This window comes from Rubripirellula reticaptiva (assembly GCF_007860175.1).
GTDB lineage: Bacteria > Planctomycetota > Planctomycetia > Pirellulales > Pirellulaceae > Rubripirellula > Rubripirellula reticaptiva.
Map to the genome: position 1 here is coordinate 482,216 of NZ_SJPX01000001.1, position 24,698 is coordinate 506,913.

Sequence of the window (24,698 nt, forward strand, 5' to 3'; positions counted from 1 at the left end):
ATGAGTGGTTGGTAATCCGGGATTAGGTGCTGCATGGATCATGCCAATCGTGACAAAACTAGCAGGCTGTGCTTTTCGGCGGTTTTTATTCGTGCCTGCGGTCGTTCCGACCACCACTGCAACCGTATGGTGATCATTCGACGATCATCCGATCGACGACACCAATGTCGTCTCAACGATTCTTGCGTTTCTTTTTACCGCGCCGTTCCGCCTGCCTTTTCGCCTTGTATTTCGGTTTCGAAGAACTCGTCTTGGCCAGCGGTTTCGACTCACCACGGGCTGTCTGGTTCTTGATCACTTCGAGGTACAGTTGCCGATCCTGCAAATCGACCTTGGCAATTCGAACGGTCAGCAGATCTCCCAGACGGTATCGATTGCCTTCCTTGTGACCCTGCAAAATGTTGCCACGACGTTCGAACCGATACTTGTCGTCCGGCAATGTCGTAATCGGCACAAAACCGTCGACGGGCAACTTGATGCATCTTGCGTGAATGCCGTCGGCAAAGACTCGGCTGATCACCGCTTCCATCGTTTCGCCGATGTGCTTTTTCAAGAAGTGCAGCAACTTCAATTCGATCAAATCACGTTCGGCTTGGGCCGCATTGCGTTCCATATCGCTGCAGTGGAACCCGAGTTTTACCAGCGATGTGAACGGATCGTCCGGTGTCTTCACGCCATCGAGCAACTTCTGAACCAAGCGGTGAACCGTCAAGTCAGGATAGCGGCGAATTGGGCTGGTGAAGTGACAATAATGTTCCATGTCGAGCGCGTAGTGCCCATCGGTTTGCGGGCCATACACGGCCTTGTTCATGCTCTTGAGCACTGCAAAGTTAACCGCGTCTTCAAGTGGCGTCCCCGCAACCATGTCCAAGACGGCTTGAATCTCGAAACGACTTTCGACGTTATCGACTTTCAATCCCAAGTCTTTACAGAACATGCTCAATTGTCGCAGCTTGCGACGCTCGGGCGATGGGTGAATTCGATGAAGGTATCCAAGTCCAAGTCCATCCAGCCATGTCGCAACAGCTTGGTTGCCAGCCAACATGAACTCTTCGATGATCTGATGGCTTTCAGTATTCTCGGTTCGAAACGCGCCTTTGACTTTGCCGGAACGATCAAATTCCAATTTGATTTCGGGCATGTCCATCGATAGCGCGCCACGTTTGAAACGGGCCTTTCGCATTTGCATGGCAAGCTTGTGCATCCGCAGCAACAAGTCGCAAACCGGTTCGCCCCATTTCTCAGGAAACGTTTCGGGCGCCGCCAAGAACTGATCAACTTGTTCATAGTTCAAACGCATGTCGCTGTGGATGGCGGCGTTATGAACCTCGATGTGCGTGATCGTCAAATCATCGAGCATTTCGATCTCGACCGTTTTGACCAACCGAATTTTATCGGGCTGCAAACTGGCTAAGTGATTGCTGATGATTTCCGGAATCATCGGTATCACACGGTCGGGCAAGTAGACACTGGTCGCTCGGTGCTTGGCTTCTTCATCAAGCGCGCCGCCGATCGGAACAAAGTGGCTGACGTCGGCAATGTGGACCCACAACCGCCAACGGTTTTCTTCGCGTTCTAACGAAATCGCATCATCAAAGTCGCGCGCATCAAATGGATCAATTGTAATCGTAAGTAGCTTGGTTAAGTCCTTACGTCCGTCTGGGACAACACCGTCTTCGAATGCGTCGGCTTGCTTGCGAGCATCATCCAGCACCGCTTCGGGGAACTCATCCGGCAGCGCGTACTGACGCATGATGGTCAGAGTATCGATCGCCGGATTGCTGCTGCTGCCCAGTCGTTCCAAGATCACCGCTTCGCCGCCCGATCCATCGTCGAGCGGGTACTCGACCATTTCGACGAACACCTTGTCATCGTTTTCAAGTGGCAACCCACGAACGTCACCGACCGACACAGGTTGTTCGTAGGGTGTCCCATCAAGGAACACGAAAGGCTTTCCGCTGATCAACCGAAACGTACCGGTGAACTGCCGGCGTGCACGCTGCAGCACCTCGGTGACCGCCGCTTCGTTGCCGCCTTTGCGACTCGGGCGGACTTTGGCTTGGACCAAATCACCTTCCAACGCCCCACCAGTCGAACCGGGTGGCACAAAGAGGTCTTCAACCAAATCGGATCCGGCATCACCGGAATGATTCGGACGCAGAAATCCAAATCCGCCGCCCATCGCACGGCGAAATGTTCCGCGGACGGTGTCCTGGGGACCGCCAATACTGCCGGTGCTGAAAACCAGATGATTCGATCCGTAGACGAGACGGCCCTCGAGGACCAATTGTTTGACCACACGCCTGAGTTCACGATAGCCATCGCCATCGAGATTCATCAAAGCCGCGATTTGTTTGGGTTTGCTCGGCTTGTAGTCTGCCGAGACGACCAATCGCATCAAGCGATCGGCCAATTCATTTGAGATATCCATTGCTGAAGGATATCCGATTTCGCAGCAAGCCCTAACGGGCCATCCTATCCACGACGGCCGTAGGACAGGAATCTCCCACAAGAATCTGGCTGCAACCCGAAGTTTTTTGCGTTTCGAGCGCCTCTAGGAGCTAAGTTTCGGTGCCCGTAGATCCGGGGGGTGTTCCTCTAGAGTTTCTTTCGTAGTGCTAGAAAGCGATCAAATGTCGGTAAATTTCGATAACTCCAGTCAAGCTGAGGCGTTGCGGCGACTGCGACGAGCCGGCAGTTTTGGCGCCATTGCCCTGGTCGGGATCGGCGGATTAGTGGGACTGACCCTTTGGGTTTTCATGTTCTGCCAGATCGAAGTCCCCAGCGGAAAGATCGCAGTCTTGACCAAAAAGACCGGTCAAGAGATTTCCAACGAAATGGAAATCGTGCCCGAAGAACAATCCGGCAAGTTCAAAGGCATCGAAGAGAAGGTGCTGACCGAAGGCCGCTATTTCTATAACCCCTGGAATTGGGACTGGGACGTCGTTAGCCAGGTCGAAGTCCCCGAAAACCGCCTTGGCGTTCGCATTCGACTTTACGGTGACGACCTAGGCTATGGCAATTTGATCGCCGAAAAGCAAACCGAAAAAGGCATCTTCGGCGAAGTCCTTCGACCTGGACGCTACCCGCTTAATGCGATCGTTTACGAAGCCAACACTCAGCCGAAACCGAACCGCAACAACTTCATCGAACTGGTCGAACTGCATCAACCCGTTGTGATCCCTGCCGGGTTCATCGGTGTGGTGACGCTGCTGTCGGGACCGCCCGCTGATGACCCCAATCAATTGATCGTCGAAGCCGGCAAGCGAGGTGTTCAGAAAGAAACACTCGATCCGGGCGTTTACTACATCAACCCCTACGTCAAACGAGTCAACCTGGTCGATTGCCGGAGCCAACGATTCAATTTGTCCACCGGCGGCGAAATGGGCTTCCCAAGCCGCGACGGTTTCTGGGTCAAACTTGATGGTCGAATCGAATTCCGAGTCGACCCGGTTCGCGCCGCAGAAGTCTTCGTGACCTACAACGATGGGTTCAATGACCGCGGGAACGATGCCGTCGTCGAAGAAGAGATCATCCAAAAAATCATTCTGCCCAACGCCCGTTCATTCTGTCGTTTGCGTGGCAGTGACAACTCGGGACGTGACTTCATCCTGGGCGAAAAACGACTGGAATTCCAACAAGACTTTCAAAAAACGCTGGAAGAGCTTTGCGAAACTCAAGGTATCGAAATTATCCAAGCTTTGATCACGCGAATTTCGCCGCCGCAACAAATCGCACTGCCCGTTCGCCAACGTCAAATCGCTGCGCAACAATCGGAACAGTACGTAAAAGAAATCGAGCAACAGCTTAGCGAGCAAAACTTGAAAGTTGAGCAAGAACTGGTCAAGCAAAAGCAAGTCTTGATCGCCGTTGAACAAGAAGTCGTCAAACTGACCGTCGAAGCACAACGCCAACAGGAAGTCGCTGTCATTGGCGCCGAACAACGCCGGAAGGTTGCCGAAGTCGAACTGTCTGCGGCAAAAGATCAGGCCGATGCAATCACCGCACGCGGGAACGCAGCGGCAGAAGTCATCAACTTTGAAAACGAAGCAGAGGCGGCCGGATGGAAAAAGTCAGTCGAAGCCTACGGCGATAGCGGCGACGAGTTCGCGCGATGGGTCCTGCTGAAGAAGCTGGCGCCAAGCTACCGCCAACTGATGGTCAACACAGCCGACAGTCCTTTGATGGACATTTTTAGCGAATTCAATCCTGAGGTTGAGACGGCAGACAAGCTTGAAATCAAACCAGAAACGAAGCCAACTGAAGACAAAAACGCACGATCCGACAACCAAGATTCGGGAGCCCAGGAATGAGTTTGACACGAAACAAATCGCTCGCCGGACTGATATTCAGCTTCGTTTGGGTCGCCGTCTTTATGTATCTCGGATTCCTGTGGTTCCTCTGCCGCGTTTACGTGCCAGACGGTCACAGCCTGTTGCTGCGTTACAAAGGACCGCTGGTCATCCACACCGCAGGCGAACCCGAACCGGGACGTCTTGCACGCAAAGGTGAAATCGGCGTCATGGAAGAGATGCGCGGCCCCGGACGACATTTCTACAACCCGATCTACTGGGAACGCACAATCGTGCCGGACCAAATCGTCTATCCGGGCCAGATCGCAGTCGTGACCAGCAAGGTAGGTACTCCGTTGCCTGCCGGCGAGTTTCTGGTTGACGGTGACCTAGACGGTGATAACCGAGCCAACCAAAAAGGAATCTTGCGCAAGGTGTTTGGTCCCGGCCGATACCGTGCCAATCCCTATGCGTTTGAATTCAAAATTGTCGGTCGCGAAGTGACCACGATCGGTCGTCAAGAAAAGACCAGCGGCTGGGTCGAAATCCCGACCGGATATGTGGGCGTCGTGACGATGCAAACCGACAATCGGGCAATCGGTGTAAAAGCAGGTATCCAAGACAAGGTCATGCAGCCAGGCTTGTATCCGGTCAATCCCAAAGAGCAACAAATCGACATCATCAACGTCGGCTATCGCGAAACGAGTATCCAAGTCTCGGAAATGGTCGACAGCATGAAAAAGCCGATGTACGACGAACAGGGTGAACCGCTTGCCGTTGCCGGAACGGGGATTAACTTCCCGAGCAACGACGGTTTCGACATCCAGTTGGACTTCTCGACCATTTGGGGCGTGATGCCCATTCACGCCGCGGACATTGTACGGACGTTTGGAAACATCGACGCCGTCGAAGAAAAAGTGATCGAGCCGCAAAGCGAAAGTATCTGTCGCAACAACGGATCGAAGATGGGCGCCGTTGAACTCTTGATCGGCGAATCGCGAGAAGAGTTTCAGACATCAGTCAGTGACGAATTCAAATCCGTGCTAGCCAGCAAGAACATCTCGCTGCTGTACGGTTTGGTTCGCCACATCTACATTCCCAAAGAAGTCCGCGAACCGATTCAAAAGGGCTATGTCGCTGACGAACTGCGTCTGACACGCGACGAAGAAACGAAAACAGCACGGATTGAAGCTAAGCTTCGGGAAGCCGAAAGCAAGGTTCTGCTAGAAGCCGAACGGACTCGCGTCGATACCGATCGAATGCGAGCAGGTGTTGCAGCCGAAGGCGAAAAGAAAGCGAAAGAAATCGAAGCATCGACGACGCAACTGATTGCCGCAATCGATCGCGAAACCGCCGAACTTGATGCCCAAAAGACGGTTTTGCTTGGACGGGCCGAATCATCGGCTAAACAGGTCGCCGCGGAAGCCACCGCGGACATGTTTCGCTTGGCAGTGGAAGCGTTCGGATCACCCGCCGCTTTCAACAAGTGGGAATTTGCCGAACAATTGCCTAGCGACCTAGAACTAAAACTGTTTTACGCCGGCGAAGGCACCCTGTGGACGGACCTGAACAACATCCAACCGACCCTACCCCTGAAAAAGTAGTGTTTGTTCGAGGTTACGAAAAACGCCGCGTGTTTCGTCCCACGCGGCGTTTTCTTTTCAAATTCTCGGTGACTAAGTTGCCTTAGAACTGGGTTTGATACTGGAAGTAGAAGAAGTCAGCATCGTTGCTGCTTGCTACGCCCGGTGTCGTCTTGTAGTAGTCGCCCGCATTGAAGTGCGAGTAGCCGACCAACACGTTGTTCCGAGCGTTCAAGTTCACGTTGAACAACACGTCGATTTCTTGGCCAAGTTCTTTGTCACCCGCCGCATTGGCTGCGTTGTACGGCGCCATGGTAACACCGTACGGGGTGGTCGATTGGTCCAAGAAGAAGTGGTGGTACCACAACAGCAACGACACTTTTTTGCTGAACAACGGTGTGATGAACTGAGCATTGATGTCGTGCAAGTTGCGACGACCAAACAAGTCCATGAAACCGTTGTACTTGTGCGCAAGTGGGAACAAGTGATCAAAGCTGTCGTCACCGCGAGCTGCTGGGACGTCATCGCCACCCGATGCGTAGTCATACCAGAACCAAACGGTTGGCTTCCAATCGCCGAAGTCTAGCTTACGTCCCAAACCGCCCGTGATGAACTCGGCGCTGTGATCGCCAAATCCAGGACTGTTCGATCCAAATTGGACGCCGCCTTCGAACTCGTACAACAGTCCACCATCGGTATCACCCGCTACTCGAGTACCAATCGTGTGGTAGTCGAAGTCGGCATCATCGTTGTTGTAACCAAGGTAATAGGCGTCAACCGTTCCGATATCCAAACCCTTGCGAGTTGCGTAGACACCATAGAACTGTTGATTTTCGTTGGCATCGTCGATTTTGTCTTCGGTCGACGCGTTTCGGTTGACCGGGTTGGTCCAAAATCCGTCGACGTCCCAGTTATCGCCGATGTAAGTTCCGCGCACACCTTGGAACGTGCGGCGGGTATTAGCCCAATCGAGTGGAGAAACTAAGCGCTGAGCCCCAAGCAACAATTCTTGACGTCCAACACGAAGCGTTAAGTCTTCGGTCAACTTGGTGTCCAAGAACAAGTTCTGGATCTCACCACGGTTCTCTTCGATCGGGCGATTGTTAAAAATCTCGCCGCCCGAGTCGGCGTACAAATACTCACCGTAAAGTCGGAAGTATTCATTGACCCGATAGTTGGCAAAGAACCGCAAACGGGTCAGCCAAAAATCATCATCGCGGCCCGTCAAACCGAGGCCGCGCATGTTGTTTTCATCGTGGTAACGCACACGCGCTTCGCCACCAATGTCGAGCTTGCCGTCGTACATTCCCTTCAAAGAATCGCCCAGCATCGGCTTGCCGTCGTAGCAGGGGTCATTTAGATAGCTGAAGTCGTTCGCATAGAAGACGCCCTTGTAGGCACCCTTCATCTTGGCGGCAGCGGCCTCTTTCTTTTCCTTGGTGCAGCATGGCGTGTTGCAGCAGTTGCAAGGGGCCGCATCCATCAGAATCGGTTGCGAGTAGGTTTCGCTAGGGCTCGCGATGGGCGCGGGCATCACGTCGATCGATTCCTCGACCGGAGCGTCGATCGCAATCGGCTCGGGAATGGCAACCGACTCACCGCCATCCTGTAGCGGCGAGTAGACGGTGACTTGTTGGACTGATTCGCCCAGCGATAAGTCAACGATATCGGAAGGCGAGTCGGCGAAAGCCGCTTGCCCTGTCATGAGGCCGCTCAGCAGTAATCCTGCGAGCGCACGCCGGCGCGAATGGTAGAAAGTTTGCATAGGGACGAGGTTCCTTCCTCTAGTGAGATTGGTCGGGTCTGATGGCGAATAAACGAGACTGGGGCGATGGATTAAAGCCAAGTCGTTGCGATCCGCCTGAATCAACAACCTTTTGCCAACCGATCCATGGCGGCAACGCGACACTCTCCAACTCCGGCGTGCTGGTGTGCATCTTGGATCAGATATCGGCGTTCACGATTGAAATACGTGACGTCGTTTCGACTGACACAACATCCGAAACATTTGCTGCAATCCGAACAACCGATCAACTCGAAGTGCCCTGTCCACGCGCAATCGCTGCATCCCAGATATGCAGGAGCAGGAAACGGCTCAACCCAAAACCGGCGGTTTGGCTACCTGAGACGCAATTGCGTGGTGTTTAGCGGAGCCAATTTTGACTTAGCCCGTGTGAATCCGTGTTTCACAGGCAGGCGGTACGTCGGTTGCTTCTCGAGATCGATCGATATGCGTCGTTGATGCACAGGTATCGGTGTGTCACCGCGACGGTTCGCTAGGCGGAGCGATCCCTATAAAAATTCTACGAGGCTATTCCAGCCGCGTTGTTTGATTGCACCAAGGGAACTTCGCATTTGTCGATCGCGACCGAGAACAAGTCACTGCCGCCCACATTCGCCGCGAACACATCGCTCGTTCGAACGAGACTGCTGATCGTTGGTGGAGGAATGACTGCACATCAGCTTTGTCGGCAATTGGTTAACAGCGGTGCGATTAAAAACTTTGATGTCACGATCTTTGGCAGCGAGTCCAGGTTGGCTTATGATCGCGTCAACTTATCTCGGATGTTTGAAGGGCATGGCGAGACAGGCCTGCTGCTAGCCCGTCGCGATTGGTACGACGAACACGAAATCGAATTCAAAACGAATTGTGTCATCAAGCACCTCGATCGCTCAGCACGCAAGATTGTTGACGATCACGGCAACCACTATCCCTACGACAAGTTGGTACTGGCAACCGGCTCGCGAGCGTTCGTCCCACCGGTCCCAGGAAGTGACTGCGAAGGAGTGTTCGTTTACCGAACCATCGATGATCTAGAAAGAATTCATCACCACATCACTCAACGTAAAGCCACCGTTGGCGCCGTAATCGGCGGCGGACTACTTGGCCTGGAGGCCGCAAAAATCCTGCGAGATCGCGGGCTGCAAACATCCGTGATTGAAATGGCACCAGGGCTAATGCCCCGGCAACTCGACCGAGACGGTGCCGCCAGATTGAAACAGCATGTCGAGTCAATGGGCGTCGACGTCCATTTGGTTCGGCGTACAGAATCGATCAAGACCAATCAGATGGGGCAATTGACGATCCACTTCGGAAATGCGGACCCGATCAACGTCGATGTTTTGATCATCGCGGCCGGCGTGCGGCCGAACGATTCCCTCGCTCGTGAATCAGACTTGGCGGTGGGCCCCAGGGGCGGCATCGCCGTCGACGCGAGATTGCAAACGAAGGATCCCAACGTGTTTGCCATCGGCGAATGCTGTAGTTTTCGCGATCACATCTATGGGTTGGTTGCACCGTGTTACCGGATGGCCGATGTGTTGGCCAGTCGGCTAAGCGGTCAGGAAATCATGTTCCAAGGTGCCGATGAGTCAGCCGAACTAAAATTGCTAGGCGTCCAAGTCGTCACGCTCGGCCGCGTAATCGGCGAATCAACCAACGGTATCGTGCTGGCTCATCGTGACGATCAATCGTATCGAAAAATAATAATCGAACGAGGAAAGTTGGTTGGCGCCGCGTGCGTGGGACCATGGGAAAGCGTTCCGCAGATTCGTCAAGCAATCGCCAAACAGAAAATGATCTGGCCGTTGCAACGGTCACGTTTCCTGCGGACGGGATCGCCTTGGGCGCTCGGTGATGCGCTGCCGATTTCCCTTTGGCCCGCCGATGCAATCGTTTGTAGTTGCCTGGGTGTGACGCGAGGCCAGATCAGCCAAGCCGTCATCGACGACCAAACAGATGTCGACGAAATTGCTCGCGTCACCGGCGCATCAAGCGCATGCGGCAGTTGCCGATCGCTGTTATGTGAGATGACCGGAAGAGACTCGTCGTCGAAGCCGGCGGCGGGTTCGAAAACGATGTTAGCGGCTTCGATCGTGGCGGCAGTGACTGCACTGCTGTACTTCACAGTTCCTGCGCCAAAATTTGCCACCAGTGTCACCGATGCATGGCGTGACATTGATGTGCTTTGGCGAAACGACTTTCCTCGTCAAGTGACCGGATACACGACACTCAGTCTGACATTAGTCGGGCTGACGTTTTCTCTACGAAAGCGATTGCAGTGGTTTCAATTTGGAACCTACGCATTTTGGCGTTCAGTGCATGCCGTACTCGGTGTCTTGGTCATCATCAGCATCGCTGTCCATACCGGGTTACGAATGGGCGAGAACCTAAATTTCATTTTGGCGGCAACCTTCTTGAGCGTTGCCGCCGTTGGATCGCTCGCAGGATTTGCCAGCGGAATGGAATCGCGAACCACCGGTGCCACCGCCATGTTCATTCGGCGATGGCGCCCCAGGTTGACGCAAGTGCATACGTGGTTGTTCTGGCCACTGCCCGCTTTGGTGGTATTGCACATCGTTTCCTTCTATTGGTTCGCCGACGGTGGAAATTGAAATGCAGACAAGATGGTTTGCAGGACAGGTGAGTCAGTGGTGGTTGTGGTCGGGCCTCAATCTTGCGTTGATCGCGTATTTTGGCTACGCCTTCGTTGCCCCCCCGTCGTCGGTCAAAGCTTCATTACTGCCTGGCGAGACCACTCATGGCCACTATCAAATCGAACTGGATTGCAACGCATGTCATCTTGCGGCCGACGATCCCGAGCGTCATTCCGCCGGCAACGTGATGACGGATGCGTGCAACCGATGCCACGCCAATCAATTGACTCTCGTCAACGACACACACCCAGCGAAAAAGTTTCGCGACCCCAGCAATGCGGATTTGCTGGAAATCTTGGACGCGCAAGACTGTCTGACTTGTCACCGCGAACACGTGCCCGAACAGACCGTGTCGATGGGTTTGACACTTCCAACGGACTACTGCTGGCACTGTCACGAAGATATCGGCGACGCCCGCTCATCCCATGCTGAAATGAAATTCGATTCGTGCGCAACGGCCGGTTGCCACAACTATCACGATAACCGAGCTCTGTACGAAAAATTTCTAGATGTGCACTATGGCGAGGCGGATCATCTGGTATCGGCCATCGTTCCATCGAGAAATCTCAAGCAACAGTGGATAGAACGGCACCCAGACAAGAGCCAACTTTATATCGCCGACGCGGACGGCCCAAGCAACGAACCAGCGGGATCGACCATCGAAACCGATTGGGCCGAGACAGCGCACGCAGCTGCAGGAGTCAACTGCGGCGAATGCCACAATGAAAAAAAAGCCTCCGGTGAAACGTCCTGGAACGACCGAGTCGCGATGTCGGTTTGCGAGCAATGTCACAAGTCCGAGGTTGATTCATTTCAAACCGGAAAGCATGGGATGCGGTTGTCCATCGGAATGTCACCGATGCTGCCTTCGTTAGCACGATTGCCAATGCACGCTGGCGCTTCGCATCAAGAACTGAACTGCAACGCGTGTCATGAAGGCCATCGATTTGACACCCGGCATGCGGCAGTGGAAGCCTGCCAGAAGTGCCATGCCGATTCTCACTCTTTGGCTTATGCGGATTCCTCTCACGCCCAGCTTTGGCGATCCGAAATGGCTGGCGAATTGCCGACCGGAAGCGGCGTTTCGTGCGCCACTTGCCACCTGCCAAGGCTGACAGGCGACGACGGAATTTGGGTCAACCATGATCAAAACGCGGTATTGCGTCCAAGCGAGACGATGGCACGCGAAGTTTGTGGCCACTGCCATGGCCTTGAATACGCCCTTAGCGCGTTGGCCGACCCAGAACTAGCAATCTCTTGCTACGACCAACCGCCGCACATTCGAATCCGTTCCCTGCAAATGGCTCATGAATACTTCGAAGCCCGTCGTCAGAAGAGTTCCCGCTGACGACCAATCAATCCATTCCCTAGTTCCCTGCCCTACCCTTGGAGTTCTCTACGATGAAACGACACAATTGCCCGAACATTTCGGCGCGACCTCAACGCCGTCGCGCTAAATCAATGCTTTCCGCATTTGCAGTAACCGCGACTGCTGTTGCGATGCTTTGCACTACCGGATGTGGTGAACCTGCGGCTGCTTCGGCGACACCATCGGCTGGCATTACGCCGCAAAAGTTCGCTGATGGAGTCCACGCGGTGATGATGGCTGACCGAACCGTTTACGCCACGCACGTCGTCACCAACTTGAAAAAGCAATCGTCACCCGTTACAGCCGACGAATACTGGATGGACTCGACCAATGCGATTCCATTGCCGGCCCAAATGTTTCGCATGGGCGCCGAACTCGTCGACGAAAATCCCGAAGCGGGATTCACGTATTCATTGCGCAGTGAATGGCCACTCAACGAGCAGCACAAAGCCAAAAGCGAGTTCGAAACGGCGGCGCTTAAGTACATCACTGCCAATCCGGGCGAGAACTATTACGGCGAAGAAGAACTTGGCGGCAACAAGTATTTCGTTGCGGTTTACCCCGATCGCGCCGTCGCTGAGGCATGTTGGACCTGCCACAACGACCACCCCGATCGTGCCGCGGATTATCCCGAGTTCGGCAAGGACGATGTGATGGGTGGAGTTCTGGTACGTGTACCGATTCCATGACCTAGAGCCCTACTCAAATGCAAACTCAATCCATCACTTAGGAACATTCAACATGACACCACAGCAAATTACTCTCGTGCAGGACTCCTGGGCACAGGTGAAGCCCATCTCGGAACAGGCCGCCGAATTATTCTACGGACGACTTTTCGAACTCGATCCGTCGCTGAAAACGCTCTTTAAAGGCGATATGAAGGACCAGGGAAAGAAGTTGATGGCTACCCTCAATCTCGCAGTCACATCGTTGACGAAATTGGAAACGATTCTAGCGGCAGTGCAAGAATTAGGACGTCGGCACGTTCAATACGGTGTGCCTGATTCGAGCTACGCCACAGTGGGCGAAGCGCTGCTTTGGACGCTGGACAAAGGCCTGGGAGAAGCATTCACCGACGACGTCAAAGCCGCCTGGACCGAAACGTATTTGACGCTGAGCAACGTCATGCTTGACGCCGCGCACGACGCGCAGGCGGCAAGCTAGACCGCGAACGACAGCGCCGCAACGAGGTGCTGTTTTCTGAGGCAGGTGCATCGACACCTGCCATCTCGCTAAGCAGCTGCACGAGCTCCGCTGGGTGGCCGGCCCCCCAGACTCTTCAACGCCGCCACAAGCCTTGCGTGCGAATACGCACCATTGAACCAACTTACCGAAACGCTTGATGCACCTTGCGAGGGAATCCGAACGCGTGAAACCTGTTTGGCTCATCGGTTGCTTCACTTCGAATCCGACGAGAAGTCTAGTACTTCGCAGCTCATCCTCTTCGCACCTCATCCAATTTGATCCCGAATGCAAATGCTTCACATCGGACTCCGAGCGCCTCATCACTTGCTCCTGTTACTTCTGATGCTCGCATCGATTGCCGGTTGCAGCAGCAACGCAATCACGCTGGAAGATTTGGAGGCAGCGGCGGCAAAGCTGGAGAAAGCTGATGAAGAAAGAGTTGTCGCGGACGGCGAGACAGCTTCAAGTCCGACCGAAGAATCGGCCGTGACTGAGATTTTAAATATCGAAAAGCCGAACTTAAAGTTTGGCTTTATCAAGTTGACGGATTGCGCGCCGCTGGTCATCGCCAAAGAAAAGGGCTACTTCGAAGACGAGGGGCTCAGTGTTGAAGTCGAGGCACAATCGAACTGGAAAATTCTTCTCGACCGAGTCATTGATGGCCAATTGGACGGCGCTCATATGTTGGCCGGACAACCGATTGGAGCCACGATCGGTATCGGAACGACGTCACCGATCATCACCGCCTACAGCCTTGATTACAACGGGAACGGCATCACGGTCAGCAATGAAATCTGGACCAAGATGCAAGAGAACGACCCCGAGCTGAAAAAGCCGCAGCCCAAGCATCCGATCTCGGCTAACTCGCTTAAGCCGATTGTTGATCAATACAAAAGAGATGGTAAAGATTTCAACATGGGCATGGTATTTCCCGTGTCGACGCACAACTATGAAATTCGCTACTGGCTAGCAGCGTCGGGAATCCATCCTGGTTTCTACAACGAGCAAAACATTCAAGGCACCGTAGACGCAGATGTGATCCTGTCGGTCACTCCTCCGCCACAAATGCCGTCGACCTTAGAAGCCGGCACGATTCTGGGCTACTGCGTCGGTGAACCCTGGAATCAGAAAGCCGTTGTCGATGGAATTGGTGTTCCCGTCACAACGAACTATGACATCTGGAAAAACAACCCCGAGAAAGTGTTCGGGGTTTCCGAGCAGTGGAACGAGAAGTATCCGAACACGCACATCGCCGTCGTCAAAGCGTTGATCCGAGCCGGCAAATGGCTCGATGAAAAAGACGCAGATGGCAACTTGGTGAATCGCCAGGAAGCTTGTCAGATTTTGAGTAAGAAGGACTACGTCGGAGCTGACGTGGGCGTGATCGAAAAATCCATGTTGGGAACGTTCGTCTTTCAGAAAAGCGACGTTCGACCGATGCCCGATTTCAACGTTTTCTTTGACCACCAGGCAAGCTTCCCTCACTACAGCGACTGCGTGTGGTTTCTAACCCAGATGCGTCGTTGGGGACAGATTACCGAACCCAAGCCGGCCAGTTGGTACGCCGAAACGGCCAAGAAAATCTACAAGCCGTCTATCTACCGCAAAGCTTCGGCGATGCTGGTTGCCGAAGGCAAGGTCGACGCGGACGCGTTCCCGGCCGCCGACTACGACGGCTATCGCGAACCGACTTCGGAATTCATTGACGGCAACACCTACGACGCAAAAGACCCAATCGGCTACATCAACAGCTTTACGATTGGGAATAAAGAAGATAGCACGCTCGAGAAGCAGTAGCTCGAAAACAGCACGTGATGAGTCACTCGCTGACACTTCGACGGCAGCAAATGATCGCGACCGTCCATAGGCCGAACGTTCTCGATCGGTTGACCGCCTCAATCGGTCGAGTTTGTGAAGCGGCCATGAAGGGTCGGGTGCTGTGGTCCGGTGCCCGTCGCCCGGCCCGGCCGCGGATCGTTTTTTTTGAAACATACAAGGTTTGAGACTTATGAACTGGCGTGGTAAAGCTCTTCGATTTTGTGAAGTCACGGGTATGCCCGTTCTAGAACCCTTTGTCCGGCTTGCTGCGGGAGAGGATCCCAAGGAGCAATTGGCAGGTATCGCCAAGTATGTGCTGTTGCCAGCGGTTGCCGTCGCAATCTTTCTTGCGATGTGGTCAGCCGCAGCAAAAACGATCATCACCGAAAGTGGCGAATTGCCCAGCCCAACTGCCACTTGGCTGGCAGGTAAGGAGTTGTTCGCGATGCATCAACAACAACGCGCCGACGATGCGGCAAAGAAGCAAGACAAGTTAATGCAAGCTGTACAGTTCATGGTCGATGCCAAAAAGCTTGAACGCCGAGCGTCCTCGGCCAACGATACAGACAAAACAACTTTGCTTTCCAACGCTTTGATTTTAAAGAAAAAGGCCGTTCAAGCTGCCAACTATACGCCGACAAGTGCGCCCACATTTGTCGATCAGATCTTCACAAGTTTAAAGACCGTCTTCTTCGGATTCATCCTTGCAACCGTGATCGCGGTGCCCGTAGGCGTGCTTTGCGGCATGAGTTCTTGGTTCAATGCGGCGATGACACCGTTTATCCAAATCTTCAAACCCGTGTCGCCACTTGCATGGCTTCCGCTTGCCGCGGTCGTGATCATTTGGGCGTACCGAAATTCACAGCCGGGCGAGACCTTCTTTGACAAAGCATTCTTGATCTCGGCGGCGACAGTTTCTCTTTGCTCGCTCTGGCCAACCTTGGTCAACACGACGCTCGGCGTCGCGAGCGTTGACAAAGATTACTTGAACGTTGCTCGCGTCTTGAAATTGTCTTGGTGGCAGAAGCTCTACAAGATCATCTTGCCAGCAAGTCTTCCCCTGATGTTCGCGGGACTTCGAATCAGTTTGGGTGTTGGTTGGATGGTTCTGATTGCGGCCGACATGTTGGCACAGAATCCAGGACTCGGAAAGTTCGTTTGGGATGAATTCCAAAACGGCTCCTCACTGACCTACGCTCGGATCGCTTTCAGCGTAATCGTCATTGGAGTGATTGGACTGGTTCTCGATCGCACCATGATCTGTTTGCGAAACCTGGTCAGCTTTGGCAATCCGGCGGCCGCTTGAGAGATGCGTCTTTCACGGATGTAACTTTGCTTCGGATCTCGCATGAAGCGAGAAAGTGAGCGATCGCCAGGGACGGCGTTTTTGATTCAAATTTTTGCCTGTGAGTTCAAGATGAGTGTTGTAGTTCGACCATCGCCTTCCATTGAAACTCGTGTTGCCCCCCAACGCCCCGAAACGATCCTGTCGTTGAAAAATGTAGGTAAGGGATTTGGTAGCGGAGTGACTCGAACGGAGGTTTTAACGAACATCAATTTGAATGTCCGCGAAGGCGAATTCCTGGCCGTCGTCGGGTTCTCGGGCAGCGGCAAGTCGACCTTCATGAAGTTACTGGCGGGTTTGGAGACACCCGACACCGGCCAACTATTGATGAATGGTTTACCGATCGCCGGCCCCAGTCCTGATCGTGGACTGGTGTTTCAAAATTACTCGTTGCTGCCGTGGCTAACGGTGCGAGGAAACATCGCGTTGTCAGTCGATAGCGTGTTTCGAAGTTGGCCCAAAGCCGAACGACGCGATCATGTCGAAAAGTTCATTGAAATGGTCGGTCTGGGTCATGCCGCCCATCGTCGGCCGCATGAACTATCCGGTGGGATGCGACAACGCGTCTCCCTTGCCCGAACGCTGGCAATGAAACCCAAGATTTTATTGCTAGATGAACCGCTGTCCGCACTCGATGCGCTTACTCGATCGGTGCTGCAAGAAGAGATCCTGAAGATCTGGGAGGAAGAGCGGCAGACCTGTGTGATGATCACCAACGATGTTGATGAGGCGATCTTGGTTGCCGACCGGATCGTTCCGCTTAACCCAGGACCTAACGCGTCGCTGGGTCCGACCTTCACAGTCGAACTCGACCGGCCGCGACGGGCAACGGAACTCAACCACAACACGACATTTCGCGGACTACGTAACGCGGTAACCAACTACTTAGTCGCCGTACGCCAGAAAAACCGTGACGACGAAGCAGCCGCATCAACGGCACCAAAAATCGAACTTCCGGACTTACAACCACGCAGCCTGGCGCTGCCTCGCAAGTCAACGACGAACCGACCGATCGTCACCAGCTAAACACCTCAAATAGAAAGCATTCAATGGCCGGTTACGTCGAAATGTATCGCCTCGGAAAAACCTACGACACGCCCAACGGGCCTGCCGTGATTGTCGAGGACTTTAATCTGAACATGCAGCAAGGCGAATACATTTGCTTGCTCGGTCACTCGGGGTGCGGCAAGTCAACAGTGCTGTCGATGGTGGCGGGGCTCAACGAAATCACGGATGGCGGAGTCGTCGTTGCCAACCACGAAATTGACGGTCCCGGACCGGACCGTGGTGTTGTTTTTCAATCACCGTGTCTGATGCCATGGATGACAGCCATGGACAATGTGTTGCTGGGCGTCAATCAGGTTTACCCGCACGGTACGACGAGTCAGAAACGCGACATTGCAGGTTACTACCTGACGCTGGTCGGTTTGGGCAACAGTCTAGGCGTGCGTGCCAGTTCGCTAAGCCAAGGAATGCAACAAAGGGTCGGCATCGCAAGAGCGTTCGCGTTGAAACCCAAGATGTTGTTGCTAGACGAACCGTTCGGAATGCTGGATTCACTGACCCGCATGGAACTGCAAGAGATCCTTCTTGAGATCTTAAAAAGAGACAAGATCACGACATTGATGATTACGCACGATGTCGATGAAGCGTTATTCATGAGCGACCGTGTGGTCATGATGACCAACGGGCCACGCGCCCGAGTTGGAAAAATCATCGACGTTCCGTTTGACAGGCCACGAGTTCGTGCCGACGTGCTCGATCACCCCGAGTACTACGACTATCGAGCCGACATGATCCGATTCTTGGAAGACCAAGATCACAAAAAGCTAAAGGCTGACGCCGAAAAACTTGAGGCTCTCAAAGCCAAAAACGCCCAAGAATTGCAGCAACAAGCATGATCGCGCCACCCAACCTATTGAGTGACTCCCTTCTGGTCGATGCCCGAACTTACAAGGTCGATGAATCAAGGATTCTAAACCCTGATGATTCAGCACTGTGTCGGTTGGCGGTCAAGTCAATTGTCACCGGGATGGCAGAGGTACTGACCGGCGATGACCAGTCAGATCCTGTCGGCGCAGCGCTAGCGATTCCGATTTACCGCAATCATGCGATCATTAGCATTGCCGTTCTCGCGATTGCTCCCAAATCGGCCGGCACCGGCGTTTTCGAAATTTGGGAGCCCGTTGATCCGTACGAAGAACTGCGGCTTCGTGGCGGCTACTTCGCACAGCTCGAGAGGTTTTCAAACGTCAGTTCGTTTGTTCGATTTGAAAAGGGCAACGGTTTGCCGGGACAAGTTTGGTCGCTTGCAAAAAGCGTCATCCATGACGATCTACCCAACCATGTGGGATTCCTGCGAGCGGCGGGCGCGTCGGCCGGACTGCTTAGCACCGCAATCGGGATCCCTGTGATCAACCAGACGCTGTTATCGGCTGTCGTGATGATCAGCTCGTCCTCGAATCCAATCGCTAAAGCATTTGAGATATGGACGGTCGAAGAGGGCCGCTTCGTGCTTGATTCGTCGGCATATCAATCGGATGGAGAATCCGGCCGAATTGCGTTGGGTTCAACGCTGTCACTCGGCGAGGGTCTCCCCGGACTCGCTCGCCAACACGAGGGCGCCGTGACGACAGACAGCACCACCGCCCTGGCCTCCGGCCGAGTCGATGGTCAACCAACTTTTAGTGGCGGATTGGCTATTCCCTTCTATGTCGGCAACGAACTGAATAGTGTCGCAACGCTGTGCTTTTAACCTAGATGTCTCACAAATTCGGCACGTCCTCCAATCGACAAATATGTCTTCTTCGCTTCCCATTATCGATCCCTCGACGGACTTGATTGGTCAACTTTTGGCTGAGCAACAATCGTTGTCGGCCGTTGAGCAGTTTAGTTCGTTCCACGCGGGACTCGACAAGAGCGACGCCGCCAATTTGGTGCCAGAAGCCCCGGCACAAGAACGCTACTACCGAAACCTGCTACCCGCATCGCCACCTGGTCCAGACCAACAGTTTGCGTTCGAAGTCGATTTGGACAAATGCAGTGGCTGCAAAGCTTGCGTCGTCGCCTGTCACACTCTTAACGGTCTAGAAGAAGATGAAGCGTGGCGGCGTGTCGGTACGTTGACGATCGGCGAAACCCTGATTGACGACGAACTGTCTCCTACCCTGCCCGCGATCCAGCACGTCACGACGGCCTGTCATCACTGCGAAGATCCAGGTTGCTTGAACGGGTGCCCTGTCAAGGCGTACGAAAAAGACCCTGTCACCGGAATCGTGCGTCATTTGGACGACCAGTGCATCGGATGCAAGTACTGCACAATGATGTGCCCTTATGAAGTCCCCCAGTACAGCGACCGTCTTGGCATCGTACGAAAGTGCGACATGTGCCACCAACGACTTTCGGCTGGCGAAGCCCCTGCCTGTGTTCAAGCATGTCCAAACGAAGCCATTGCAATCACCGTCGTTCAGCGCGGACTGCAATTCGGCGACGACACTACGCTAGCCCCCGGCGCTCCGCTTTCCAGCATCACCCAGCCCACCACTCAGTACAAATCGTCGCGTAACGCAGCTGTTGAATCGGCGATGCCGCAAGATGCTAGTGTTGATCACGTTGCTGAAAGCCACTGGCCACTGGCGGTGATGCTGGTCGCAACTCAAGCTGCCGTTGGAATGATCATTGTTGAACGCCTGGTAACGCTGTCATGGCTGGTAACTGGCCACGACACGTCAATCGACGTCACACGCTGGACGGCACTTACCGCACTGTTGGTCGGTGGCATTGGTTTGAACATTGCTCCACTGCACCTAGGCAAGCCACTAAGAGCCTGGCGAGTCTTCCTGGGTTTAAGAACAAGCTGGCTTAGTCGCGAGGCCATCATCCTTGGCAAGTTCATGGGACTCCTCGGCCTGGCAACCGGATTGCTATGGATGCCAGTGCTTGCTGACTACGTACCCAGTCGCATCACCGAACTGATCCCGTCATGGGCAGGTAGTGCCGCGCTTGCGGGATCGATTCCTTTGGGAATCGCAGGATTGTTCAGCAGCGGGATGATCTACGTCGCGACCAAACGCCGACTGTGGCGGATGAGCCGAACCATGACCCGATTCTTTGGCTCGAGTGCACTGATTGGAATTTGCAGCGTAGCGATGATCATTGGGCCTGGCTCGACATCGATGGCCCTTGCAGCGATCGCGGCGATTTTGATGGCTGCAAAACTGGCATGGGAATGGAAGACGCACTTGGGATCACAATCCAAACGCAGCAGTACCGAGGACGCTCGCAGCCACCGTCTGGTGATCCGCGAGCTGAAGGAACTGGCGAGTGCACGAATTCTGACCGCAGCCGTGTCCATCGTGCTGTTGTTGGTTGGAAGCACTGACATGTTGAGTTCGACCTACGTCAGATTTGGCATCTTTGCTTTAGCCTCAATCAGCCTGCTGGCCGGAGAGCTTGTCGAACGCTTGTTGTATTTTTCAAGCGTCGTTTACGATCGCATGCCGGGGACATTTCGATAACGATGAGTACCGCAATCAAGCCTACCAAGGCCTCAGCGTCGCTAACGCAAACCACGAACGAAGCCGCGCGTCGGTCGCTGCCCCAGTTCCTGCAAGCACGCAGCGGCAAGATGACTCGAGAGCTGCTGCTAAGTCCTGGCCAACATGGCCTGGGTATGACGCCCGCGTCGTTGGTGGCTGACACGACAACGACCGCGGTGTGCGGATACTGCAGCACTGGATGCGGATTGCGATTGCATGTGCTTGATGGCGAAGCCGTTGGATTGACGCCCGAGACCAACTATCCCGTCAATCTTGGGATGGCCTGTCCTAAGGGCTGGGAAGCTCTTCGAGTCCTTGAATCCGACGACCGTGCACGCGTCCCCAAAGTCCGACGTGCCGATGGCCAGATGGATTCGGTTTCCTGGGATGATGCACTCAACCTGTTCACCGATCGGTTCAAAGCAATCCAAGCCGAGCATGGTAACGATTCCGTTGCATTTCTTAGCACCGGACAGATTCCGTCCGAGGAGATGGCATTCCTGGGAGCCTTGGCCAAGTTCGGAATGAACATCAAGCACGGCGACGGCAACACTCGTCAGTGCATGGCTACCGCGGTTGCCGCGTACAAAGAATCGTTCGGATTTGACGCACCGCCATTCACGTACGACGACTTCGAACAGAGCGATTGCCTTGTCTTTATCGGCGCGAATCCATGTATCGGACATCCGATTCTTTGGGAGCGAGTGCTTCGCAACAAAAACAACCCTGAGATCATTGTCATTGATCCGCGCCGCACGGAAACGGCCATGTCCGCGACCGAGCATCTGCAACTCAGTCCAAAGAGCGACCTGGCGCTGCTGTACTCGATCACTCACTGTTTGATCGAAGGCGGTTTCGTCGACCAAACATTCGTTGAAGCACACACTGATGGCTTCGAAGCGTTACGCAGCCACGTTTCACGTTTTGATGCCGAAACCGTGGCGGCATCATCCGGCATCTCGGCCGAACAAATCCGCCGGGTTGCAGCAAAGATTGGCAAGGGTGACGCAGTTTCGCTGTGGTGGACGATGGGTGTCAACCAAAGTTACGAAGGCACTCGAACAGCGCAAGCGATTATCAACATTGCGTTGATAACGGGGAACATTGGCCGGCCAGGTACGGGCGCCAACAGCATCACCGGCCAGTGCAATGCGATGGGATCTCGATTATGGAGCAACACCACCAACCTATTCGGACATCACAAGTTCGAAAACGCCGATGATCGTTCCAAGGTTGCCGAAGCACTGCAAATTTCCGTCGACACGATCCCAACCGAAGGAAGCTGGTCGTACGATCAAATCATGGAAGGCATCCGCGCGGGCGAGATCAAGGGACTATGGATCATCGCCACCAACCCGGCACATAGCTGGAGCAATCAAGAGGACGCACGGGAACTTCTTGACCAACTCGATTTCCTGGTTGTCCAAGACATGTACGACTCCACAGAAACCGCACATCACGCCGACTTGATCCTGCCCGCCGCCGCGTGGGGTGAAAAGGAAGGAACGTTCATCAACAGCGAACGCCGGTACGGACTGCTAAAGAAAGTTCGCAAAGCCCCCGGCGAAGCCCTTGCAGACTTTCAAATCTTTCGTGCGATCGCTCACTACTGGGGTGTCGGCGAAATGTTCAAACAGTGGACGCATCCCGAGGCCGTCTTTCGAATCATGCAACGTGCCAGCGCAGGCTCGCCGTGCGACATCACCGGAATTACCGGTTACGAACAAATTGACCGCAGCGGCGGTGTGCAGTGGCCATGGTCGGCCGCGGATGCCGAGAACTGCGGGGATGTGGATCCGCCGGTCCAACGGCGACTTTTTTCCGACGGAGAGTTTTGCCATCCCAACGGCAAAGCAAGGTTGATCGTCGATGAAATCACGCCCCCTCCAGAGGCGCCCGATGCTGAATATCCAACGATGTTGTTGACGGGCCGCGGAACCGTTAGCCAGTGGCATACACAAACACGAACCAGCAAGAGCCCGGTGCTTAGAAAACTCTATCCCAATCATTCCTACATCGAAATTCATCCCGACGATGCGACCACGATCGGCGTCGCCAATGGTGATCGCGTCCGTGTGACGTCTCGCCGAGGTTCGATCTTGGTTGATGCGATGATCACGCCGACCATTCGAACCGGACAAGCGTTCATGCCAATGCATTACGCAACCACCAACCAGTTGACGCTAAGCCATTTTGACCCGCACAGTCGTCAACCGAGCTACAAGAATTCTGCTGTTCGAATCGAGAAAGCGTAAACACAATGTCCAAAGAATCATTTACTGAAGAACAGAAACAATACTTGTCGGGATTCACGTTCGGCGCCGATGTGGCGCGTGCAGTGAGTGGGTTGCCGGTACTTAGCGGCAATGGCGGACACGCCAAAGCAATGCTGTCGATCGGCAACGGAAAACCGACCGTCAATGGTCAACCAATGCCGACCGGTCCTGAACGAATCGCTTTGCAGGCTCAAGCTGACACCGAAGCATCTGGACGAAAACTTTGCAAAGAGGAAATCGCAAAACGCGATAAAAACCCGCTCGACATGTGGGACGAAATCGTGGCGAGGTCCAAGTCGAATCAATTCCCCAAGGGCACAGATGTTTTCTTGACCAAATGGCAAGGGCTGTTCTACGTCGCACCGGCGCAGGATTCGTTCATGTGTCGGATGCGGATCCCCGGCGGATTAATGCATGCGTGGCAGTTTCGCGGACTGGCTGATTTGAGCGACGTTTCGGCTGGCGGATACGTGGACGTGACAACGCGAGCCAATTTGCAATTGCGTGAGATTCCTGCTGATCAAGCCGCCAACATTTTGTATGGTCTTCGCGAACTTGACATCATTACCCAAGGATCGGGAGGCGACAACATTCGCAATTGCACTGCAAGCCCTCTATCGGGAATCGATGACAGCGAGCTGATCGAGACCATTCCGTTTGCCAAGCGGATGCACCACCACATCCTGAACCATCGCGAGATGTTTGGGTTGCCGCGAAAATTCAACATCGCGTTCGATGGCGGTGGCCGCATCAGCGCGTTAGATGATACGAACGACATTGGATTCCACGCGGTGCAAGTGAATTTCGCCGAGGCGTCCGACGATTTGCCCGAAGGCGTTTACTTTCAATTGACACTAGGCGGGATCACCGGACACAAGGATTTCGCTCGTCCAACGGGTGTCCTGTTGCGTCCGGACGAGTGTGTCCAAGTTGCGGGCGCGATCGTGAAAGTATTCGTAAAAAGTGGCGATCGAACAGACCGCAAAAAAGCACGACTGAAGTATGTCTTGGACGACTGGGGTTTCGACAAGTTCATTGCCGCCGTCGAAGAAGAAATGCAAACGACGCTACGCCGAGTCGACGCAGCAAAGCTAACACACGCCCATGTTGAAGACCGATCCGCCCATATTGGGTTTCATCGCCAATCGCAAGCAGAACGCCAATACGTCGGCGTGGTGCTGCCAGTCGGACGCCTGACCAGCGATCAGACGCGAGGGTTGGCGGACATCGCCGAGTCGTTCGGAAACGGAGAAATCCGTTTGACCGTATGGCAAAACTTGATCATTCCGAACATTCGCGACTGTGACGTTGACAAGGTCAAGACAGCCATCGAAGCGATCGGACTTGGTTATCAAGCCAGTTCATTCCGCGCCGGCTTGGTCGCCTGCACTGGCAGTTCTGGATGCAAGTTTGCCGCCGCCGACACAAAATCCGACGCGATGAAAATTGCCATTGCTCTGGAAAATCAATTCCAACTCGATCAACCAATCAACATCCACGTCACCGGCTGCCACCACAGTTGTGCCCAGCACTACATCGGCGACATCGGTTTGATCGGATGCAAAGTCCAGCGCGGTGACGACATGATCGACGGCTACCACATTCATGTTGGCGGTGGTTGGGGCGATCGCCAAGGGATCGCCAAACTGCTGGTTGAATTTGTACCAGCCGATGACGTTGCCGAAGTGGTGGCGTCAATTATCGGCAGCTACCTGGACAACCGATCCGACGATGAAAGTTTCGTTGCATTTGTCAATCGTCAAGACATCGATGACCTGAAGACGCTGTTGGCCGCGCACGCCTAGTTCGGACCTGATCCCTGTAAGTTCTTGCGGATTCCATTTCCTCAACCTCC

The 24,698-nt window shown here is 54.1% G+C and carries 16 protein-coding genes; 14 read left to right on the plus strand and 2 right to left on the minus strand.

Features of this window, described 5'->3' with window-relative positions:
- Positions 1–172: 172 nt before the first annotated feature.
- Positions 173–2,431 carry a ribonuclease R family protein gene (locus Poly59_RS01755; RefSeq protein WP_146532356.1) on the minus strand — a complete coding sequence of 753 codons (2,259 nt, stop codon included), beginning with the start codon at positions 2,429–2,431 and terminating at the stop codon, positions 173–175.
- Positions 2,432–2,633: 202 nt separating this feature from the next.
- Between Poly59_RS01755 and Poly59_RS01760 the strand changes: the two genes are divergently transcribed.
- Both Poly59_RS01760 and Poly59_RS01765 read left to right on the plus strand, forming a co-directional pair.
- The gene (locus Poly59_RS01760) at positions 2,634–4,313 is read left to right on the plus strand and encodes an SPFH domain-containing protein (RefSeq protein ID WP_146532357.1); all 1,680 of its coding nucleotides are present in this window, start codon (positions 2,634–2,636) and stop codon (positions 4,311–4,313) included.
- Positions 4,310–5,896 (plus strand): SPFH domain-containing protein, encoded by a 1,587-nt coding sequence (locus Poly59_RS01765; protein WP_146532358.1) that lies wholly within the window; start codon positions 4,310–4,312, stop codon positions 5,894–5,896. The genes Poly59_RS01760 and Poly59_RS01765 overlap by 4 nt, the downstream gene beginning before the upstream one ends.
- Before the next feature lie 82 nt (positions 5,897–5,978).
- Here the strand turns inward: Poly59_RS01765 and Poly59_RS01770 are convergent, their stop codons facing one another.
- On the minus strand, positions 5,979–7,640 hold the full coding sequence (locus Poly59_RS01770) for an alginate export family protein (protein WP_146532359.1): 1,662 nt from the start codon (positions 7,638–7,640) through the stop codon (positions 5,979–5,981).
- 560 nt (positions 7,641–8,200) lie between these two features.
- On the opposite strand from Poly59_RS01770, the gene Poly59_RS01775 reads away from it, so the two are divergent.
- The 12 genes from Poly59_RS01775 to Poly59_RS01830 all read left to right on the plus strand — a co-directional run bounded on the left by Poly59_RS01775 (position 8,201) and on the right by Poly59_RS01830 (position 24,648).
- Positions 8,201–10,270, plus strand: coding sequence for an FAD-dependent oxidoreductase (locus tag Poly59_RS01775; protein ID WP_246151304.1), 2,070 nt, complete (start codon positions 8,201–8,203; stop codon positions 10,268–10,270).
- 1 nt (position 10,271) lies between these two features.
- A complete protein-coding gene (locus tag Poly59_RS01780; RefSeq protein ID WP_146532360.1) occupies positions 10,272–11,660 on the plus strand; it encodes a cytochrome c3 family protein in 1,389 nt (462 codons plus the stop codon).
- Positions 11,661–11,713: 53 nt separating this feature from the next.
- Entirely contained in the window at positions 11,714–12,370 is a 657-nt protein-coding gene (locus tag Poly59_RS01785; protein WP_246151305.1) for a Tll0287-like domain-containing protein, read from the plus strand.
- 52 nt (positions 12,371–12,422) lie between these two features.
- Positions 12,423–12,845, plus strand: coding sequence for a globin family protein (locus tag Poly59_RS01790; protein ID WP_146532361.1), 423 nt, complete (start codon positions 12,423–12,425; stop codon positions 12,843–12,845).
- Positions 12,846–13,151: 306 nt separating this feature from the next.
- A complete protein-coding gene (locus Poly59_RS01795; RefSeq protein WP_146532362.1) occupies positions 13,152–14,663 on the plus strand; it encodes a CmpA/NrtA family ABC transporter substrate-binding protein in 1,512 nt (503 codons plus the stop codon).
- Between the two features lie 256 nt (positions 14,664–14,919).
- The gene (locus Poly59_RS01800; RefSeq protein WP_246151307.1) at positions 14,920–15,990 is read left to right on the plus strand and encodes an ABC transporter permease; all 1,071 of its coding nucleotides are present in this window, start codon (positions 14,920–14,922) and stop codon (positions 15,988–15,990) included.
- Between the two features lie 111 nt (positions 15,991–16,101).
- Positions 16,102–17,055, plus strand: a complete 954-nt coding sequence (locus tag Poly59_RS01805; protein WP_146532364.1) for an ABC transporter ATP-binding protein — start codon at positions 16,102–16,104, stop codon at positions 17,053–17,055.
- Between the two features lie 23 nt (positions 17,056–17,078).
- Complete coding sequence (locus Poly59_RS01810) at positions 17,079–17,930, plus strand: ABC transporter ATP-binding protein (RefSeq protein WP_146532365.1); 852 nt, start codon at positions 17,079–17,081, stop codon at positions 17,928–17,930.
- Positions 17,927–18,784: a GAF domain-containing protein gene (locus tag Poly59_RS01815; protein WP_146532366.1), complete on the plus strand. Its 858-nt coding sequence runs from the start codon at positions 17,927–17,929 to the stop codon at positions 18,782–18,784. The genes Poly59_RS01810 and Poly59_RS01815 overlap by 4 nt, the downstream gene beginning before the upstream one ends.
- A 43-nt stretch (positions 18,785–18,827) precedes the next feature.
- Positions 18,828–20,546 (plus strand): DmsC/YnfH family molybdoenzyme membrane anchor subunit, encoded by a 1,719-nt coding sequence (locus Poly59_RS01820; RefSeq protein WP_146532367.1) that lies wholly within the window; start codon positions 18,828–18,830, stop codon positions 20,544–20,546.
- Positions 20,547–20,548: 2 nt separating this feature from the next.
- Complete coding sequence (locus Poly59_RS01825; RefSeq protein WP_146532368.1) at positions 20,549–22,822, plus strand: molybdopterin oxidoreductase family protein; 2,274 nt, start codon at positions 20,549–20,551, stop codon at positions 22,820–22,822.
- Positions 22,823–22,827: 5 nt separating this feature from the next.
- A complete protein-coding gene (locus Poly59_RS01830; RefSeq protein ID WP_146532369.1) occupies positions 22,828–24,648 on the plus strand; it encodes a NirA family protein in 1,821 nt (606 codons plus the stop codon).
- Positions 24,649–24,698 lie beyond the last annotated feature (50 nt).

Excerpts from the sequence above, each read along its gene's own strand:
- Poly59_RS01780 (WP_146532360.1), top strand. The coding sequence starts at position 10,272 with ATGCAGACAAGATGGTTTGCAGGACAGGTGAGTCAGTGGTGGTTGTGG.
- Poly59_RS01790 (WP_146532361.1), top strand. The coding sequence starts at position 12,423 with ATGACACCACAGCAAATTACTCTCGTGCAGGACTCCTGGGCACAGGTG.
- Poly59_RS01760 (WP_146532357.1), top strand. The coding sequence starts at position 2,634 with ATGTCGGTAAATTTCGATAACTCCAGTCAAGCTGAGGCGTTGCGGCGA.
- Poly59_RS01815 (WP_146532366.1), top strand. The coding sequence starts at position 17,927 with ATGATCGCGCCACCCAACCTATTGAGTGACTCCCTTCTGGTCGATGCC.
- Poly59_RS01765 (WP_146532358.1), top strand. The coding sequence starts at position 4,310 with ATGAGTTTGACACGAAACAAATCGCTCGCCGGACTGATATTCAGCTTC.
- Poly59_RS01795 (WP_146532362.1), top strand. The coding sequence starts at position 13,152 with ATGCAAATGCTTCACATCGGACTCCGAGCGCCTCATCACTTGCTCCTG.
- Poly59_RS01755 (WP_146532356.1), bottom strand. The coding sequence starts at position 2,431 with ATGGATATCTCAAATGAATTGGCCGATCGCTTGATGCGATTGGTCGTC.
- Poly59_RS01800 (WP_246151307.1), top strand. The coding sequence starts at position 14,920 with ATGCCCGTTCTAGAACCCTTTGTCCGGCTTGCTGCGGGAGAGGATCCC.
- Poly59_RS01830 (WP_146532369.1), top strand. The coding sequence starts at position 22,828 with ATGTCCAAAGAATCATTTACTGAAGAACAGAAACAATACTTGTCGGGA.
- Poly59_RS01805 (WP_146532364.1), top strand. The coding sequence starts at position 16,102 with ATGAGTGTTGTAGTTCGACCATCGCCTTCCATTGAAACTCGTGTTGCC.
- Poly59_RS01770 (WP_146532359.1), bottom strand. The coding sequence starts at position 7,640 with ATGCAAACTTTCTACCATTCGCGCCGGCGTGCGCTCGCAGGATTACTG.
- Poly59_RS01810 (WP_146532365.1), top strand. The coding sequence starts at position 17,079 with ATGGCCGGTTACGTCGAAATGTATCGCCTCGGAAAAACCTACGACACG.
- Poly59_RS01825 (WP_146532368.1), top strand. The coding sequence starts at position 20,549 with ATGAGTACCGCAATCAAGCCTACCAAGGCCTCAGCGTCGCTAACGCAA.
- Poly59_RS01820 (WP_146532367.1), top strand. The coding sequence starts at position 18,828 with ATGTCTTCTTCGCTTCCCATTATCGATCCCTCGACGGACTTGATTGGT.
- Poly59_RS01785 (WP_246151305.1), top strand. The coding sequence starts at position 11,714 with ATGAAACGACACAATTGCCCGAACATTTCGGCGCGACCTCAACGCCGT.